Origin of the sequence: Rothia koreensis, from assembly GCF_052232265.1 — a bacterium.
In the GTDB taxonomy this organism is placed as follows: Bacteria; Actinomycetota; Actinomycetes; order Actinomycetales; family Micrococcaceae; genus Rothia; species Rothia koreensis.
Genome location: NZ_CP197643.1, coordinates 1440599 through 1456369, shown reverse-complemented (window position 1 = coordinate 1456369; position 15771 = coordinate 1440599). Strand labels below are relative to the sequence as shown.

General features: G+C 64.7%; 16 protein-coding genes. 11 read left to right on the top strand and 5 right to left on the bottom strand.

Annotated features, from left to right (window positions below):
- Positions 1–1107: a uroporphyrinogen decarboxylase gene (gene hemE / locus ACTSLZ_RS06435; protein WP_443094495.1), complete on the bottom strand. Its 1107-nt coding sequence runs from the start codon at positions 1105–1107 to the stop codon at positions 1–3.
- Positions 1108–1234: 127 nt separating this feature from the next.
- On the opposite strand from hemE, the gene ACTSLZ_RS06430 reads away from it, so the two are divergent.
- The 7 genes from ACTSLZ_RS06430 (at position 1235) to ACTSLZ_RS06400 (ending at position 7926) form a co-directional block, all read left to right on the top strand.
- Complete coding sequence (locus tag ACTSLZ_RS06430; RefSeq protein ID WP_443096067.1) at positions 1235–2545, top strand: glutamyl-tRNA reductase; 1311 nt, start codon at positions 1235–1237, stop codon at positions 2543–2545.
- A 136-nt stretch (positions 2546–2681) separates the two neighbouring features.
- Positions 2682–3314 (top strand): TetR/AcrR family transcriptional regulator, encoded by a 633-nt coding sequence (locus ACTSLZ_RS06425; RefSeq protein WP_162421326.1) that lies wholly within the window; start codon positions 2682–2684, stop codon positions 3312–3314.
- A 106-nt stretch (positions 3315–3420) separates the two neighbouring features.
- On the top strand, positions 3421–3654 hold the full coding sequence (locus tag ACTSLZ_RS06420) for a DUF3107 domain-containing protein (RefSeq protein WP_129314089.1): 234 nt from the start codon (positions 3421–3423) through the stop codon (positions 3652–3654).
- 367 nt (positions 3655–4021) lie between these two features.
- Positions 4022–5623: a DEAD/DEAH box helicase gene (locus ACTSLZ_RS06415; protein WP_443096105.1), complete on the top strand. Its 1602-nt coding sequence runs from the start codon at positions 4022–4024 to the stop codon at positions 5621–5623.
- Between the two features lie 11 nt (positions 5624–5634).
- Complete coding sequence (locus tag ACTSLZ_RS06410) at positions 5635–6486, top strand: DNA-methyltransferase (protein ID WP_443096066.1); 852 nt, start codon at positions 5635–5637, stop codon at positions 6484–6486.
- Positions 6487–6984: 498 nt separating this feature from the next.
- Positions 6985–7335 carry a nuclear transport factor 2 family protein gene (locus ACTSLZ_RS06405; RefSeq protein ID WP_178979624.1) on the top strand — a complete coding sequence of 117 codons (351 nt, stop codon included), beginning with the start codon at positions 6985–6987 and terminating at the stop codon, positions 7333–7335.
- 30 nt (positions 7336–7365) lie between these two features.
- Positions 7366–7926 carry a TIGR03086 family metal-binding protein gene (locus ACTSLZ_RS06400; RefSeq protein WP_443096065.1) on the top strand — a complete coding sequence of 187 codons (561 nt, stop codon included), beginning with the start codon at positions 7366–7368 and terminating at the stop codon, positions 7924–7926.
- Between the two features lie 316 nt (positions 7927–8242).
- Here the strand turns inward: ACTSLZ_RS06400 and ACTSLZ_RS06395 are convergent, their stop codons facing one another.
- Entirely contained in the window at positions 8243–9094 is an 852-nt protein-coding gene (locus ACTSLZ_RS06395; protein ID WP_443096064.1) for a PHP domain-containing protein, read from the bottom strand.
- Between the two features lie 61 nt (positions 9095–9155).
- Here ACTSLZ_RS06395 and ACTSLZ_RS06390 point away from each other — a divergent pair, with 61 nt between their 5' ends.
- On the top strand, positions 9156–10709 hold the full coding sequence (locus ACTSLZ_RS06390; RefSeq protein ID WP_443096063.1) for an aminopeptidase P family protein: 1554 nt from the start codon (positions 9156–9158) through the stop codon (positions 10707–10709).
- Between the two features lie 102 nt (positions 10710–10811).
- Here ACTSLZ_RS06390 and ACTSLZ_RS06385 read toward each other — a convergent pair whose 3' ends face one another.
- Positions 10812–11714, bottom strand: coding sequence for a general stress protein (locus ACTSLZ_RS06385; RefSeq protein ID WP_443096062.1), 903 nt, complete (start codon positions 11712–11714; stop codon positions 10812–10814).
- Positions 11715–11824: 110 nt separating this feature from the next.
- On the opposite strand from ACTSLZ_RS06385, the gene ACTSLZ_RS06380 reads away from it, so the two are divergent.
- Genes ACTSLZ_RS06380 through ACTSLZ_RS06370 form a run of 3 tightly spaced genes read left to right on the top strand, consistent with a single transcriptional unit; the run spans position 11825 to position 14967 of the window.
- Positions 11825–13114, top strand: a complete 1290-nt coding sequence (locus ACTSLZ_RS06380) for a magnesium transporter MgtE N-terminal domain-containing protein (protein WP_238692244.1) — start codon at positions 11825–11827, stop codon at positions 13112–13114.
- Positions 13107–13823: a DUF1003 domain-containing protein gene (locus ACTSLZ_RS06375; protein ID WP_443096061.1), complete on the top strand. Its 717-nt coding sequence runs from the start codon at positions 13107–13109 to the stop codon at positions 13821–13823. The genes ACTSLZ_RS06380 and ACTSLZ_RS06375 overlap by 8 nt, the downstream gene beginning before the upstream one ends.
- On the top strand, positions 13816–14967 hold the full coding sequence (locus ACTSLZ_RS06370) for an Mrp/NBP35 family ATP-binding protein (protein WP_443096060.1): 1152 nt from the start codon (positions 13816–13818) through the stop codon (positions 14965–14967). Before ACTSLZ_RS06375 ends, ACTSLZ_RS06370 begins: the two co-directional genes overlap by 8 nt.
- 114 nt (positions 14968–15081) lie before the next feature.
- Here the strand turns inward: ACTSLZ_RS06370 and ACTSLZ_RS06365 are convergent, their stop codons facing one another.
- Together ACTSLZ_RS06365 and ACTSLZ_RS06360 are read right to left on the bottom strand one after the other, a co-directional pair.
- Positions 15082–15441 carry a Sec-independent protein translocase TatB gene (locus ACTSLZ_RS06365; protein ID WP_443096059.1) on the bottom strand — a complete coding sequence of 120 codons (360 nt, stop codon included), beginning with the start codon at positions 15439–15441 and terminating at the stop codon, positions 15082–15084.
- Between the two features lie 99 nt (positions 15442–15540).
- Positions 15541–15708 carry a DUF3117 domain-containing protein gene (locus tag ACTSLZ_RS06360; protein ID WP_129314081.1) on the bottom strand — a complete coding sequence of 56 codons (168 nt, stop codon included), beginning with the start codon at positions 15706–15708 and terminating at the stop codon, positions 15541–15543.
- Between the last annotated feature and the right edge of the window lie 63 nt (positions 15709–15771).

Below are 15771 nucleotides of genomic sequence, written 5' to 3'. Positions count from 1 at the left end.
CTAGCTTTCGTGTATGAATTCGACGAGCCGGGTCAGTACGGCGGGGTCCGTTCCCGGCGGGACGCCGTGCCCGAGATTCACGATGTGGGCAGCGGCGGCCTTACCCTTCGAGAGTACGTCCATGGTGTGCTTCTGCAGAACACCCCACCCCGCGTCCAGCAGGGCCGGGTCAATATTTCCCTGCAGCGGTGTATCGCGGCCCACTCTCTCCGAGGCCTGGTCCAGGTCAATGCGGTAGTCCACGCCGACGACGTCGGCTCCTGCCTCCTTCATCGCCACGAGGAGCTCACCCGTGCCCGTGCCGAAGTGGATCCGTGGCACACCATAAGGTTCGACTGCGGAGAGGACCCCGGCCGAGTACTTCATCACGTGCTCCCTGTAGTCACGCTCGGGAACGGAGCCGGCCCACGAGTCGAAGAGCTGCACGGCACTGGCTCCCGCTTCGATCTGTGCGGAAAGGAACTGGGCCGAGACTCTGGAAACCCATCCGGCGAGTGCGTCCCAGGCTTCGGGGTCGCGGTACATCATGGTGCGGGGGCCCAGGTGGTCCCGGCTCGAGCCGCCCTCGGCCATGTAGGCGGCCACGGTGAACGGCGCTCCGGCGAATCCGATCAGGGGCGTGCCGCCGAGCTGTTCGACGGTCAGTGCGACCGCCTCGCGAATGGGATCGAAAGCCGAGTCCGGAACCTCGGGCAACTCGGCGATTCGCTCCATGCTGTTGAAGGGCGCGCCCATGACCGGGCCCTTGCCCGGCAGGATGTCGACGTCGAGGCCGGCCACCTTGAGTGGGACGACGATGTCGGAAAAGAAGATCGCGGCGTCCACGTGGTGCCGGCGAACGGGTTGCAGTGTGATTTCCGACGCGAGGTCGGGTGTCAGACACGACTCGAGCATGTTGGTGCCTTCCCTGGCCGCCCGGTACTCGGGGAGGGAACGACCGGCCTGCCGCATGAACCAGACCGGCGGGTGTTCCGGCCTGTCCCCGAGCATGGCCCGGATCATGGGCGAGCGGTCCGTGCCCGCCGTGCGCAGGGGGTGATCGGAGGGCAGGCGGGAAAGCTGCGCCTCGGTCAACATCGGCCGGGGCGCGTGGTTCGGAGTCGTCATAATGATTCCATTGTGCCAACTTGTCGGACCGTTTTTGTGGACAGGTTGTCATCACGGGATCGGGGTCGCGAGAGTCACTCCGAGCGTGTTTCGCGGTCTCTCGGGACGTGGTTATTATGAGTGAGTCGTGGTTTTGTTTTCGCTGGTTTCATCGCACAAGAATGTTGACCTGAATACCGTCGCCACGTTGACGACGGGCGTCGGGGCGCTCGGTCCTGCCCTCGTGAACGAGGGGCCGCTCAAGGGCCTCGTGACCCTCTCGACCTGCAACCGGCTCGAACTCTACGGTGAGGCACTCGCGACCGACGGCGACGTCGACCGGGCCGTGGACGCCATGGTTGTCACCATCTCCGATGCCGCCGATCTCGACGAATCCTTCGTCCGCGGATCCTTCGAGATCCTCCGGGACGAAGACGCCGCATCCCACCTGTTCACCGTGGTCACGGGGCTCGAGTCTGCCGTGGTCGGCGAACGAGAAATCACCGGGCAGGTGCGTCGGGCCCTCATGAACGCTCGCGAAGAAGGCACGGCGTCGGGCGAACTCATTCGTCTGTTCGAGGCCGCAGCCAGGACCGCACGCACGGTCGGGACCGAGACTGCACTCGGCGAGCGCGGCAGGTCCATCGTCTCCGTCGCCCTCGACCTCGCCGAAGAGGTTGCCACCACCCCGTGGAAGGAGGCCCACACGCTGGTCTTCGGCACGGGCGCCTACGCGGGTGCCACCATGGCCGCACTCAGCGCACGAGGTTGTCACAACGTCTGGGTGTACTCCGCATCCGGTCGCGCCGAGGAGTTCACCGCGAAGCGCGGCGGAACACCCGTGACAGATGCGGAATTGACTCAGGCCATGACCGCCTCCGACGTCATCATCGGTTGCAGCGGCGGATCGACCCCCTTTTCTTCGGAGACGTTCCCGGAAGGCAACCACATCGTCGTCGACATGGCTCTGACCAGAGATTTCGATCCTTCCATCGCTGACCTGGACGGTGTCGAACTCATCACCCTCGAATCCGTGAGGCTCGCGGCCCCGGAGGAGGCCAACGAATCGGTCTCCGCGGCCCGCGCGATCGTCGAGAAGGCCACGCGGGAGTTCAGGGCACACAGGAACCAGCAGAACGTGGACGATGCCATCGTCGCCCTGAGGCGTCACACCATGGCGGTTCTGGACACCGAAATGGACAAGGTCAGGCACCAGTACGGTTGCGGCGCCCAGGCGGATCAGCTCGAATTCGCGATGCGCCGCATGATGCATTCTTTGCTGCACACACCCATGGTCAAGGCTCGGAAACTGGCCGCGGAAGGCCGTGAGCAGGAGTTCATGGACGCGATCGAGGCTCTGTACGACATCACCGTCCCGGAGCCGGCCGCAGAGGATTCCCCCGAAGCGGACACGACGCCCGCGGGACACGACGTCGCGGAGCAACAGAAAGCGTCCTGACAAGGGCAAACAAGTCTTATAGTAGTGTCCTGGACCCGGACGGCGTGGTCACGGGACGCTCATGGTCCGATGGTGCCGCCACCACCCGTGGTCCTGGACAATGCGGCCGAATCGCCATGAAAGGACTGCCCCTCCCATGTCTGGCTCGTCAGAACTGTCGCCACGATATGAGTTCGGTACCCGGATGCCGGGGCCCCAACGACGTCGTCAGTTGCTCTCCGTGGCCCGAGAGCACTTTGCCGCATACGGCTTCCACACCACCACGATGGAAGACATCGCCGAATCGGCGCGCGTGTCCAAGCCCGTTCTCTACCAGCACTTCTCGGGGAAGCACGAGCTGTACTGTGCTGTCCTCGAGTCGGCGATCGAGCTCTTCGAGAACCAGGTCATCACTCCCCTGCTCCGCGACATCGGGAACAAGACCCGAACCAAGGCCATGATCGCGAACTTCATCGACGTCGTCATCAATGATCACGATGTGTACCGGATTCTGTTCGAATCGGACGCGCGGGCCAACGAGTCCGTCGCTCGGAAGCTCGACGGTCTCGTGGCACGGGTTTCGCAACGCCTGGGTCGCACACTGAGCGAAAACAGCGACCTCGACGACGAGGACTGTGACTTCCTGGCCCAGGCCCTTGTCGGCCTGGCCATATCTGCGGCCCGCATCGTCTCCACCACGGAGTGCCCGGACAAGCAATTGCGTCAGCAATTTCTGTTGTTCAAACTCGTCTGGCGGGGCCTGGAGAACGTCGACAAGCCGTGGGAGTGACTACCGCGCTCAGCGAAATCGGGGCGAGGTGCGCACCAGCTCGCTCGAGGGTTGAGTAGGCTGGGGCTCGAGTCCCGTTCCCGCCATCATCGCAGGAGGAATACGCATGGAAATCAAGATCGGTATCAAGGACGTCGCCCGGGAGGTCGTCGTCGAATCCGACCAGACGCCCGAGTCCGTCCAGAAGCAGGTCTCCGAGGCCCTGGCCAACCAGAGCCTGCTGGAACTTGCCGATTCGAAGGGCAACATCACCCTCGTCCCCGGCGCCTCGATCGGCTACGTCGAAATCGGCGCCGAAACGCGCCGCCACATCGGCTTCGGCCCGTTCAGCGACAGCTGAGCAACCTGCCCGCAATCCGCTGACGGAAGGGAGGACCCGCCCGAATCGGGCCAGGTCCTCCCTTCGTTTCGTCCAGCGGGATAGACTGAACCCTGGATGCCCGGTCGTTTCCTGTTGAATTGACGTCCGCCACGGGGCGCCACCTCGGATTTCGAGGAAGCGCGCCTCACCCGATGATTGTTGCGATCGGCTTCCTACCGATCCTTCGACCGCTGAGGTTGAGCGCCGCGAGACGTGCGCAACCAGCCTCCGCGCGACGGTTCCCAACCGTCCGCCCTGCGGTCACACCATCGACCGAGTGGAGCTCATCCCCGTGAACCAAGACAACGATCCGGAAACCACAGTTCTCGAAGAAACCCCCGACACCGTGCAGCGCGGCCTGGAGACCGATGCCGCCGAAGCCCCGGAGGTTCGCCCCGAAGAAGACAAGACCTTCGCAGATTTCGGAGTCCGCGAGGACATCTGCGAAGCCCTGGCCGAGAAGGGGATCACCCACCCCTTCCCCATCCAGTCCATGACCTTGCCCGTTGCCCTGTCGGGACAGGACATCATCGGCCAGGCCAAGACGGGTACCGGCAAGACCCTCGGCTTCGGATTGCCGGTGCTCCAGCGCGTCGTCGGTCGCGACGACGCCGCCTGGGCCTCCCTCAAGTCCCCCGGCGCGCCCCAAGCCCTCATCGTGGTTCCCACGAGGGAATTGGCCGTTCAGGTCGGCAATGACATCTCCGTGGCGGCGCGGAAGCGCAATGCCCGGGTCGCCACGATCTACGGCGGACGCGCCTATGAGCCGCAGATCGCGGAGCTCGAGAAAGGCGTCGAGGTCGTGGTCGGGACACCCGGTCGCCTCATCGACCTCCACCGGCAGAAGTACCTCAACCTCCAGCAGGTCGGGGCGGTGGTCCTGGACGAGGCCGACGAAATGCTCGACCTGGGGTTCCTGCCGGACGTCGAACGGCTTCTCGCCTCGGTGCCCGAGGTCCGTCAGACCATGCTGTTCTCCGCGACCATGCCCGGACCGGTCATCTCCATGGCCCGCCGCTACATGTCCCACCCGATGCACATCCGCGCTTCGACCCCGGATGACGAAGGCGCGACCAAGAAGGACATTCGCCAGGTCATTTACCGCGCGCACCCCATGGACAAGGACGAGCTGATCGCTCGGGCGCTGCAGGCCAACGGCCGCGGGCGAACCATCATCTTCACGAAGACCAAGCGCGCCGCCGCCCGCCTCTCCGACGAGCTCGTCAAGCGCGGATTCGCCGCGGGAGCAATCCACGGCGACCTCGGACAGGGCGCCCGCGAGCAGGCTCTGCGTGCGTTCCGGAACGAAAAGGTCGATGTTCTCGTGGCGACCGACGTCGCCGCCCGCGGGATCGACGTCGAGGACGTCACGCACGTGGTCAATTTCCAGTGCCCGGAGGACGAGAAGATCTACCTGCACCGCATTGGGCGGACCGGGCGCGCGGGCAACAAGGGCACTGCGATCACCCTGGTCGATTGGGACGACGTTCCCCGGTGGTCCCTGATCAACCGAGCCCTGGACCTGGGCGTCCCTGAGCCGGTCGAGACCTACTCCTCGTCGAAGCATCTGTTCACCGACCTGGACATTCCCGAGGGGACCAAGGGAAAGCTGCCCCGCAACAAGCGCACCCACGCCGGTTTGGAGGCCGAAGAGGTCGAGGACATCGACTGCGATGACCGTCGTTCCCGTTCCGGCGGCGAGAGCCGCGGGAAGGCTCGCCCTTCCGGCCGGCCTTCGGGCTCGCGGTCCAGGAACGGTGGCCGCGGTGGGCGTCGTCGCTCGGAGAAGCCTTCACAGGGTCCTCGCGAGGGCAACGGTTCCGGACCCCAGCGGTCCGACGGCGGATCCGCCGAATCCGGTGGCCGTGGCGGGGATGCTCCCCGGCGACGCCGGCGTCGGCGTCGCACGGGTGGCGCCTCGGGCTCGCAAGCCTCGTCGGCCGAGTAGCCCCGGCTCCCGTGGGAATCGAGCTGAACGACCAGGATTTGGTGATCCGGGGAGACAACCGGGACGTCCTCGCGGATCTGCCGGCCGAGGCCTTCTCGATGATCTATGTGGACCCGCCCTTCAACACCGGGCGCGCCCAGGTCAGGCGCAACCTCCGGAGCCACCGCGTGGATCCGGAGGACGCGGATCGGCGTGGCTTCAAGGGCCGCGGATACAAGAGTGTCCTCGAATCCTTGTCGCGGTACGACGACGCCTTCGAGGACTACTGGTCCTTCCTGCTCCCCCGCCTGGAACTGGCCCGTGACCTGATGACGGAGTCCGGGACGTTGTATCTCCACTTGGACTATCGGGAGGTCCACTATGCCAAGGTCATGTGCGACATGGTTTTCGGCCGCGACTGCTTTCTGAACGAAATCATTTGGGCCTACGACTACGGCGCCCGGGCGAGGAGGCGCTGGCCCGCGAAGCACGACAACATCCTGGTCTACGTCAAGGACCCGAAAAACTACCACTTCGATTCGGCCGAGGTGGACCGGGAACCGTATATGGCTCCGGGACTGGTCACGCCGGAAAAGGCTGCCCGGGGCAAATTGCCGACCGACGTGTGGTGGCACACGATCGTCTCGCCGACGGGCAAGGAGAAGACGGGGTACCCCACGCAGAAGCCCATGGGCCTGTTGCGCAGAATGGTGGCGGCCTCCTCCCGACCTGGGGACTGGTGCCTCGATTTCTTCGCCGGATCGGGCAGCCTGGGGGCCGTGGCCCACGCTCTGGAACGACGTTTCGTGTGCATTGATTCCAACGATCAGGCGATCGAGATCATGCGCAACCGGCTTCCGCACGCTCGCGTGATCGAGGACTGACCGAGTCTGACTGGATCGACTTTGTACAGCACTCGTGCGCTCAGGCCCTGCAGGCCCGTGCGGCGTCCGGAATCCGGAAATCCATGGATCGAGCATCGGGCTCGGCGAATTCTTCCACGGTCATGGTAGGAATCCCATCCTCCCAATCACCGTTGCTATCGGCACGGGAGTCGCTCACGGCGTAGCAACAATGTGCGACTTCTGGTCTCCGAATGACAATTCTCGAGAAACCTGACGAGCGGTTATCAAGAAATTTCCAACGTGCCTGAGACCATGCGAGGCCCGAGGCTTGACAGCGGGTCTATCGTAATGATTGTTACTCGGCAACAAAAATTGAAATGTCGATATACCCGGCGTCACACCGGTCGTTCTTCCCACGGTTGGAGCCCGAGAGCGGCTCCTGGCCGAGCGATATTGGCAACTGTATCGGCAGGTGCGCCGATGTCTGTTCTCCACCGGTGAGAACGACATTTCGAAGTCCGCGAAAGGAGCTTCGACATGCCAAGTCAACAACAGCTGGTCATCCAGTCCTACACAAACGGATTCGTGGCCGGAAACTTGTCCCAAATTCTTTCCTGCGTCACCGACGACCTCGTGTGGGAATTCAACGGGAGCCAGGTCGTCGAGGGTAGAGAAGGCTTTGCGGAGCACATGCGCAACGACCTGGGTTCGGGCACACCAGAGCTCACGATCGAGCGATTCGTGGAGCAGGACGACGTCGTCGTGGCGATCAACCGTGGCCGCTTCGTCCCGGGGGACGGTGAACCCGTGGAGTTCGTTTCCGCCGAGGTGTTCGGGTTCAGGGACGGAAAGATCTGCAGGATCCAGACCTACCAGCCCATGGATTGACCCAACAGATTCCAGTGAGAGGAGCATCCGTTGCTCGACCTCAAACCGGCCTGCTGCCTGATGTCCGACTTGCTGACCGCGGTGACCGACGACGACCTGACCAGCGAGACACCGTGCACGGACTTCACACTGGCCGACCTGATCGAGCATGTCAGCTCGGTATCACAAGGGTTTCGGGCAGTGGGTGAACACCGCGTTGAAAGCGGGAATGACGAGGCAGATCCCGACATGACGAACGACACCCCGAGCACACTCGTGGCCGAGGCAATCAAGCACGTGCAGGCCCTGGGGGCAGCGTGGGATGATCCGACGGCATGGCAAGGCAGCACGAGCGCTGGTGAACTCGAGCTGTCCAATGACCTCTGGGGCAGGATTGCCCTCACCGAAATGGTCGTCCATAGCTGGGACATCGCTCAATCGCTGGGCCGTTCCATCAGCTTGCCCAGTGAGACGTTGCAAGCCTGTCTCGATCACGTCACCGAGTTCATCCCAAATGCTCCGGTACCGGAGCTGTGGGGGCCTCCCGTGGATGTCACCGCCAATGCTTCGCAGATCGACCGCATTGTGGCGACGACTGGACGCACTCCGTAGCCAGGTACCCGCGGACGGACGGTCTTCGGACGTCTTGAAACGGCCTGAGCCTCCGGTCAGCGTCATCGGCCGTGCCCCGCAAGGCTGTTGATCGGAATCCTGACGAAGAATACCGACTTGCGTGCTCGTTTTCCGGACGTTCGCTGCCATTCTCTGTGTGTCCGGAGCAACGAGGACTTCGGCATCTCCCCCGATGCACCTCCGAAGGGCGACGGGCGAGAAATCCGCGACTGTGACACCGGGGGCCCGTGTCCTGCCCGCATCTTTGACCAAGCCGGATGTCGCAACGTGCCCTCAGGGGTTTCCCAAGAGACAGTCAGCCCTCAGACATCTGGCGAGGAGATCGCGCCTGGGCCCTGATGGCCTCCAGAGCCTGCGGCTCGGTCGTGTTCTCTCCCAAACGATTCGGCTTTCCCGCGCCGTGGTAGTCGCTGGACCCGGTGACGATCAGCCCGTGCGCTCGAGCGAACTCCAGGAGCCACTGCCGGTCTTCGGGCCCGTTGTCCCGGTGGTATACCTCCACTCCGGCCAGACCGGCGTCGACCATGTCCTCGAAGACCTCCAGCCCCACGGTCCGCCCACGCTTGCTCGCGAGCGGGTGGGCGAACACCGGTACTCCCCCGGCCCGCCTCACGAGCGATACCGCGAGCGCCGGATTCGGCGCGTAGTGCGGGACGTAGTACTTGCTTCCCGTGGTGAGGATCGTGGCGAAGGCCTCGGTCCGGTCCCGGCATGCTCCGGCCGCGACCAGGGCGTCGGCAATATGCGGGCGGCCGACCGTCGCATCGGCGTTGACCTGGGCCTCGACGTCCGGCCAGGTGATGGGAAAGTCTTCGCCGAGCCGGTCGACCATGCGTCGCGCCCGAGTCAGGCGCGCCGCTCTCGACCTGTCGATTTCGGCGCGCAGTTCCGGGGCCTCGGGGTCGTGCAAGTAACTCAGGAGGTGCACCGAGATGCCGTCTTCCGAGGCGCAGGTGACTTCTGTCCCCGGGACGAAGTCGATGCCGAGGGAGGATGCCTCCCGTGCGGCTTCTTCCCACCCCGCGGTCGAATCGTGGTCCGTCAGGGCCACGGAGGTCAGGCCCGCCTCGGCAGCTCTGCGAACGACGACGGCCGGAGGCTCCGTTCCGTCGGAGACGTTCGAGTGGGTATGGAGATCAATGCACACGGGAACCAATCTACTCGGTGCCCGGGAGGCGGCGTCCGAACTCGGGCGATATTGTGGAGTCATGACTTCGAACAATTCCCCGGAAACCCAGGAATCCGCCGACCAGCAGCCTCTTGAGGAACGGGTCGGCAACCGCTCGCAGCCGCCGCGATCGAGCGCGTTCAAGGATTTCATGGGCACCCAATGGGCGCCCTCGAACAAGCCGCTCCCCGAGCGTGCTTCGGTGGCCGATCACGCGGCCCGGCGTCGTGCGGCGTTGTCGGCGAAATTCCCCGGTGAGCGTCTGGTGATTCCGGCCGGACCGCTGAAGACGCGGTCCAACGATACGGACTACCGTTTCCGCCCCCACTCGGGCTTCGCCCACATGACCGGTCTCGGCGTCGACCACGAGCCGGATGCCGTGCTGATCCTGGAGCCGCTGGACGAACCGGCCGCGGACGGTTCGAACCACGAGGCGACCCTGTACTTCCGTCCGCTGGCCGGGCGCGACTCGGAGCAGTTCTACGCCGACCCCCGGTACGGCGAGTTCTGGGTCGGCCCCCGACCCACGCTGCAGGAGATCGAGTCCGAGTACGGAATCCGGTGCCAGGACCTGTCCGACGTCGAGGTGGCCATCACCAAGAACGCCGGCCCCCAGGCGCTGGGCGGCGTGCGTGTGCGTCTGTTGCGCGAGGTGGATCTGAACGTCGACGCCCTCGTCGATACCTCCCGCTTGAACACGAGCGTGGATCTCGAGGAATCGGATTCGCTCGACGGCCAACTGACCGAGGCCCTGTCCGAGTTGCGTCTCGTCAAGGACGAGGAAGAGATCGCGAACCTTCGTCGCTCGATTGCCTCGACCAAAACCGGCTTCGAGAATATCGTTCGGGCTTTCCCCCAGGCCCGCGAGCATCACCGCGGTGAACGGATCGTCGAGGGCGCGTTCTTCGCCGCCGCCCGGGCCGAAGGCAACGACGTCGGCTACGAAACGATCGCGGCCTGCGGCAACAATGCCACCGTGCTCCACTGGATCCGCAACAACGGAACCGTGGAGGACGGCAAACTGATTCTGGTGGATGCCGGCGTCGAGGACGACACGCTCTACACGGCGGACATCACCCGGACCATGCCGGTCGACGGCACGTTCACCGCCGTTCAGAAGAAGATCTACGACGCCGTGCTGAAAGCCTCCGACGCCGCCTTCGAGGTCGCCGTTCCCGGCAATCGGTTCCGCGATGTGCACGCGGCCGCGATGAAGTCTCTGGCCGAGTCCTTGGACGAGTGGGGGCTGCTCCCGTGCTCGGTCGAGGAAGCCATCTCGGACAACGGGGGCCAACATCGCCGGTGGATGCCGCATGGTACGAGCCACCACCTGGGATTGGACGTTCACGACTGTGCACAGGCCAAACGGGATCTTTACCTGGACGGGATCATCGAGCCGGGCATGGTCTTCACGATCGAGCCGGGACTCTACTTCAAGGAAGACGACCTGGCCGTGCCCGAGGAGTACCGCGGCATCGGAATCCGGCTGGAGGACGATGTTCTCATCACCGAGGACGGCCCCGAGAACATGAGCGCAGGGTTCCCGCGGACGACGGAGGACATCGAGTCCTGGATCGCCGAGTTGTCCCGGTAGACCGTGTACGGCATGCACCTGCGCCCCCGGCCCACGTGGACCGGGGGCGCAGGTGTGGTCAAGAGTGCGGCGCTTTGCGTTCGCCGCTGCCGCGTCGGGTTCTCAGAAGCCCGAGGAGTCGGGCCGTCGACCGTGGTCGGGAGCGGAATCCCCCGCCGGTGGCTCGTCCCGACGCTCGGTACCGCCGGCGCCAGCCGCATCGTCCCTCTGGGTTCCGGCCTCGTCGGAGCGGATGCCGAAGCGGGGGCGTCCGTCGGGAAGATCCTTGAAATCCCGGGCCTGTGACCGGTCCGGGGTCTCGGCGGCGCCGTCGTTCCCGGTCGGGTTGTTCTGCGAGGAGCCTTCCGCGGCCTGCGGTGGCGGGGTCTGAGTATGGTTCGGCCGCTGTCCCGGGGCCGCCTGACCCCACGGCCCGTCAGGCCCGGGCGAGCCAGGCTGGTTGACCGGACGATCTCCCGAGCCTTGCGGTCCTCCCGGAAATCCCGGCTGCTCGTTCGCGGCGGGACGGAAGGTCGGCGCCGATCGATGACCGCCCAACAGACGACGCGCTTCGCCCGCCTCCTGGGGCGCGCACACCAGATCGTAGCTTCCGGCGACCAATTGGCCTACAGCGGTGAAGCTGCGTTGCCCGCCGCGCCGCGAATATCCGACGATCGAAAGGATCATCCAGAACGCGACGCCGAGCGGGATGGACGTCAGGAAGGCGGAGAGGGGCGATTCCCGTCCGAAGGCCATGAGCAAGGCGCCCAGAACCACGCCGTAGAACAGACCTTGGAGCGCCCCTGAGGCCGCGACCCTCGCATAGGAGAGAGTCCCCACGACGTGTTCGACCTGGCGGAGGTCCGATCCGACGATCGCGAGGTTCTGGACCGGAAAGCCGCGTTCGGCCAGAAGGTCGACCGCGCCCTGGGCGTCCTGGTACTTGGAGAACTTGCCCACGGTCACGGACCCCGCAAGTTGTTCGGTCCGCAAGGCGGCGAGTCTGGACTTTCCGGAATTAGCCATACTGACCATTTTCCCTGACTCCGGGCTTGACCGCCAACCATTCTCGTGGGTATCGCCACAGGTGAACCGGCGGGATGATACTGGCCGGGATATATGAGTACGCTGTTGCAGTGAGCAACGTTCCGAGCAGAATCTTCATCGCAAGGCTCCTGGGTCTTGATGTCTTCGATCCCGTGGGCGACCGGTTGGGGCGCCTGCGGGACGTCGTCGTGCTCAACAGGGACGCCAAGCGCAAACACCTGCAACCGCTCGTGGTGGGCATCGTCGTCGAGGTCCTGGGCAAGAAGCCCGTCTTCGTGCCGATGACGCGCGTCAACAGCATGGACGCGACCCAGGTGATCGTGACCGGGCTGGTGAATCTCCGCCGTTTCGAGCAGCGCGGGGCAGAAGCCCTGGTCATCGGTGAACTCTTCGACCGCAAGGTCCACTTCAAGGACAATTCGGGCGAAGCAACCATCGAGGACTGCGCCATGGAGCAGACCAAGAACGGCGATTGGAAGATCACCGAGCTGTTCGTTCGTCGGGCCGGTACCACGGGCCGTTTCGTGCGACGCAAGAATGAGGCCTTGGTCGTGGACTGGGAGGACGTGGTCTACGGGACCGCGATGGATCCTCAGGGCGCCTCGCACTTCCTGGCGACCCACGAGGACACCCAGCCCGCCGACCTGGCGGACGCCCTCCACGACCTCAACGACAAACGCATGCTCGAGGTTGCGGAGGAACTCCGGGACGAGCGGCTCGCGGACGTCCTCCAGGAGCTTCCCGAGGAGGACCAGGTGCGTATCCTCTCCAGCCTGGACATTCGCCGTGCGGCGGACATCCTCGAGGAGATGGAACCGGACGACGCCGCCGACCTGCTCAACATGTTCACCGACAACCAGCGCGAGGCGCTCCTGGAGCGGATGGAACCCGACGACGCCGAAGACGTCCGGCGGCTTCTCGAGTACGAGGAAGGAACCGCTGGATCGTTGATGACGCCGGTGCCGATCATCCTTCCCCCGGAAGCGACCGTCGCCGAGGCCCTGGCCCACATCAGGCAGGAGGAAATTCCCCCGGCGGTCGCCGCCGCGGTCTTCGTCTGCCGCCCGCCCCTCGAGGCTCCGACCGGTCGGTACATCGGCATGGTGCACATGCAGGAGCTCCTGCGTCTCGCACCACCGGAACCCGTGGGAAACATCATCGATCGGAGCATCGAACCGATCCCTGACGTCGCCTCCCTGGAGGATGTCTCCCGGGTCCTGGCGACCTACGACCTGACCATCATTCCCGTGACCAATGAACACGATCGCCTCGTCGGCGCCGTGACCATTGACGACGTTCTCGACGCGCTCCTCCCCGAGGATTGGCGCACCAACGACGACGGCACCCCCGTCCGAAAGGTGGGACGCAAATTTGAGTGAGACGACCAGAAATCGCCGCACCCGCGATACCCACCGTGCCGGTCTGGACACGCCGCTCGCGAGCAAGCCCAAGTGGTACCAGAGGTACCAGCCGAACCCCGAGGCCTTCGGCGTCATGACCGAGTCCTTCGCACGGTGGATGGGCACGCCCCAATTCCTCGTGTGGATGACGGTGTTCGTGGCCGTGTGGCTCGGGTGGAATACGCTGCTGCCCGAGTCGTGGCAGTTCGACCCCCGCGCACTGAACTTCACGCTGCTAACCCTCATGCTGTCCTTGCAGGCGTCCTACGCGGCTCCTCTCCTCCTGCTCGCCCAGAACCGCCAGGACGACCGTGACCGCGTGGTCGCCGAGGAGGATCGGCAACGGACCCAGCAGAACCTGGCGGACACCGAATACCTGACCCGGGAAATCGCGGCGCTGAGGATCGCGCTCCGGGAAGTCGCGACCCGCGACTTCGTTCGTTCCGAGATTCGGGACCTCATCGAGGAACTCGTGCAGGATTCTCGCGCCCAGGAAACGAACGGTGGCGGGGCCGACAGCGATGCCGCGCATTCGTCATCGAAGGACTCGGACAGGCACCGCAGTCCCGAACCCCGGACCTCGGTCCTGGACATCGTGACCGCGGACGGCGCCGGCGGAAGTCATGCGAGTTCCACGACCGATCACAGTGCACGGAATACGCGCACCCCGCGGGAGACTCATGAATGACGCATTGCGCGCGGCGCTGTCCACCGTGATCGACCCCGAGTTGCGGCGGCCCATCACGGAGTTGGGAATGGTGACCGACGCCGAGTTGGATGGGACCACGGCCCGGATCGGTATTCGGCTGACCATTGAAGGCTGCCCGCTCAAGAACACTATTCAGGACGACGTCCGGGAAGCCGTCCGATCGGTCGACGGCGTCGAGTCGGTCGAGATCGACCTCGGCTACATGGACGCCGAGGCACGCAACCGCCTCCGTGACCAGCTCGGCCACACGAAGACCAACCCCTTCGCCGACCCGGCCAATCTGACCCAGGTCTATGCGATCGTCTCCGGCAAGGGCGGCGTCGGCAAGTCGACCGTCACGGCGAATATCGCCGCATCCATGGCCTCCGAGGGATTGTCCGTGGGGATCGTCGACGCCGATGTGCACGGCTTCTCGATACCAGGGCTCCTGAACATCACCCAGCCGCCGACCAAGCTCGAGGACATGATCCTTCCTCCGGTCGTGGAAGTTCCGGCCTCGCGACGGGTTGCGGCGGGACGGGACGACGTTCCCGGATCGATCCGGGTCATTTCGATCGGGATGTTTCTCGACGACAACCGGCCTATCGCATGGCGTGGACCCATGCTGCACCGTGCGCTCGAGCAGTTCCTGACCGACGTCCACTTCGGAGACTTGGATGTCCTGCTCCTGGATCTTCCGCCGGGAACCGGCGACATCGCGATCTCGATGTCCCAATTGGTCCCGAACGCCGGCCTCGTGGTGGTGACCACGCCCCAGCCCGCGGCGGTCAACGTCGCGGAAAGGGCCGGGACGATGTCGTTGCAGACCGGACAGAAGGTCGTCGGGGTCGTGGAAAACATGGCCGCCATGGTCATGCCGGACGGGACACGCATGGAGATGTTCGGCTCCGGCGGCGGAGCAATGCTCTCAGAACGCCTGGGCCAGGCACTCGACACCGAGACGCCCCTCCTCGGCTCGGTCCCGTTGGACTCGGCCCTGCGGGAAGGCGGAGACACGGGCGTTCCTGTGGTGTGGTCCGCCCCGGACTCTCCCTCGGCCCGGGCTCTCTCCGACGTCGCAGACGGAATCAGAAAGCAGAAGCGAGGGCTCTCCGGGCGAAGGCTCCCCTTGGACCTGAGCTGACCCGGTCACGGCTCGTGCGGCGAACCACGAGGACAGAAGAACCACGAGGACAGAAAAAAGACCGGACGGAGGACACCGTCCGGTCTGGCCAGGAAGCCGCAGTCCGTCGATGGGTCAGGTGGCTTCCGTGTCGTAGGGAGCAAGTTGACCCGGGCTCAATCGCGTCGTGTTGGAAGCAGGCGGCGCAGAGGCCTTGTTCTGTTCTTCCTGCTGTTCCTCGTCGTCTTCCAGGAGCGCCTCGCGGACGATCCGGCGCGGATCGTACTGTCTGGGGTCGTAGGCCCTCCAGTTGATGTCCGACAGTTCCGGCCCCAAGGTTTCCTTGAGATCATCCTTGGCACCCGCGGCCGTGCGTCGCAATGACTTGATGAGGTCCTTGAGCTGCCGCGCGTACTCGGGCATGCGCTCAGGGCCTATCACCACGAAAACGATAATGGCCAAGACGACGAACTCGGCCCCGTTGATTCCAAACACACCAGCACATTACCAGCCCCCGATGGGCCGGAGCCGGTCATTGTGATTGAGGTCCGTGTGCGTTCGCTCGACCGTTGGGCGGGTGCTCCGCTCCCCTCCCTATTGCGTGATGGGGTCGAGACATTCCTTGAGGTCCTGGGCCTCGTCCTTCGTGATCTCGAGAACCAGGCGGCCACCGCCCTCGAGGGGAATCCGCATGATGAGGGACCGGCCTTCCTTGGCGACTTCCATGGGTCCCTCGCCGGTCCTCGGCTTCATCGCGGCCATTGTTTCTCCTTGTCGGATAGACGCTGTTCGCCGAGGAGGTTCGAACCTCGGTTGATCAATGAT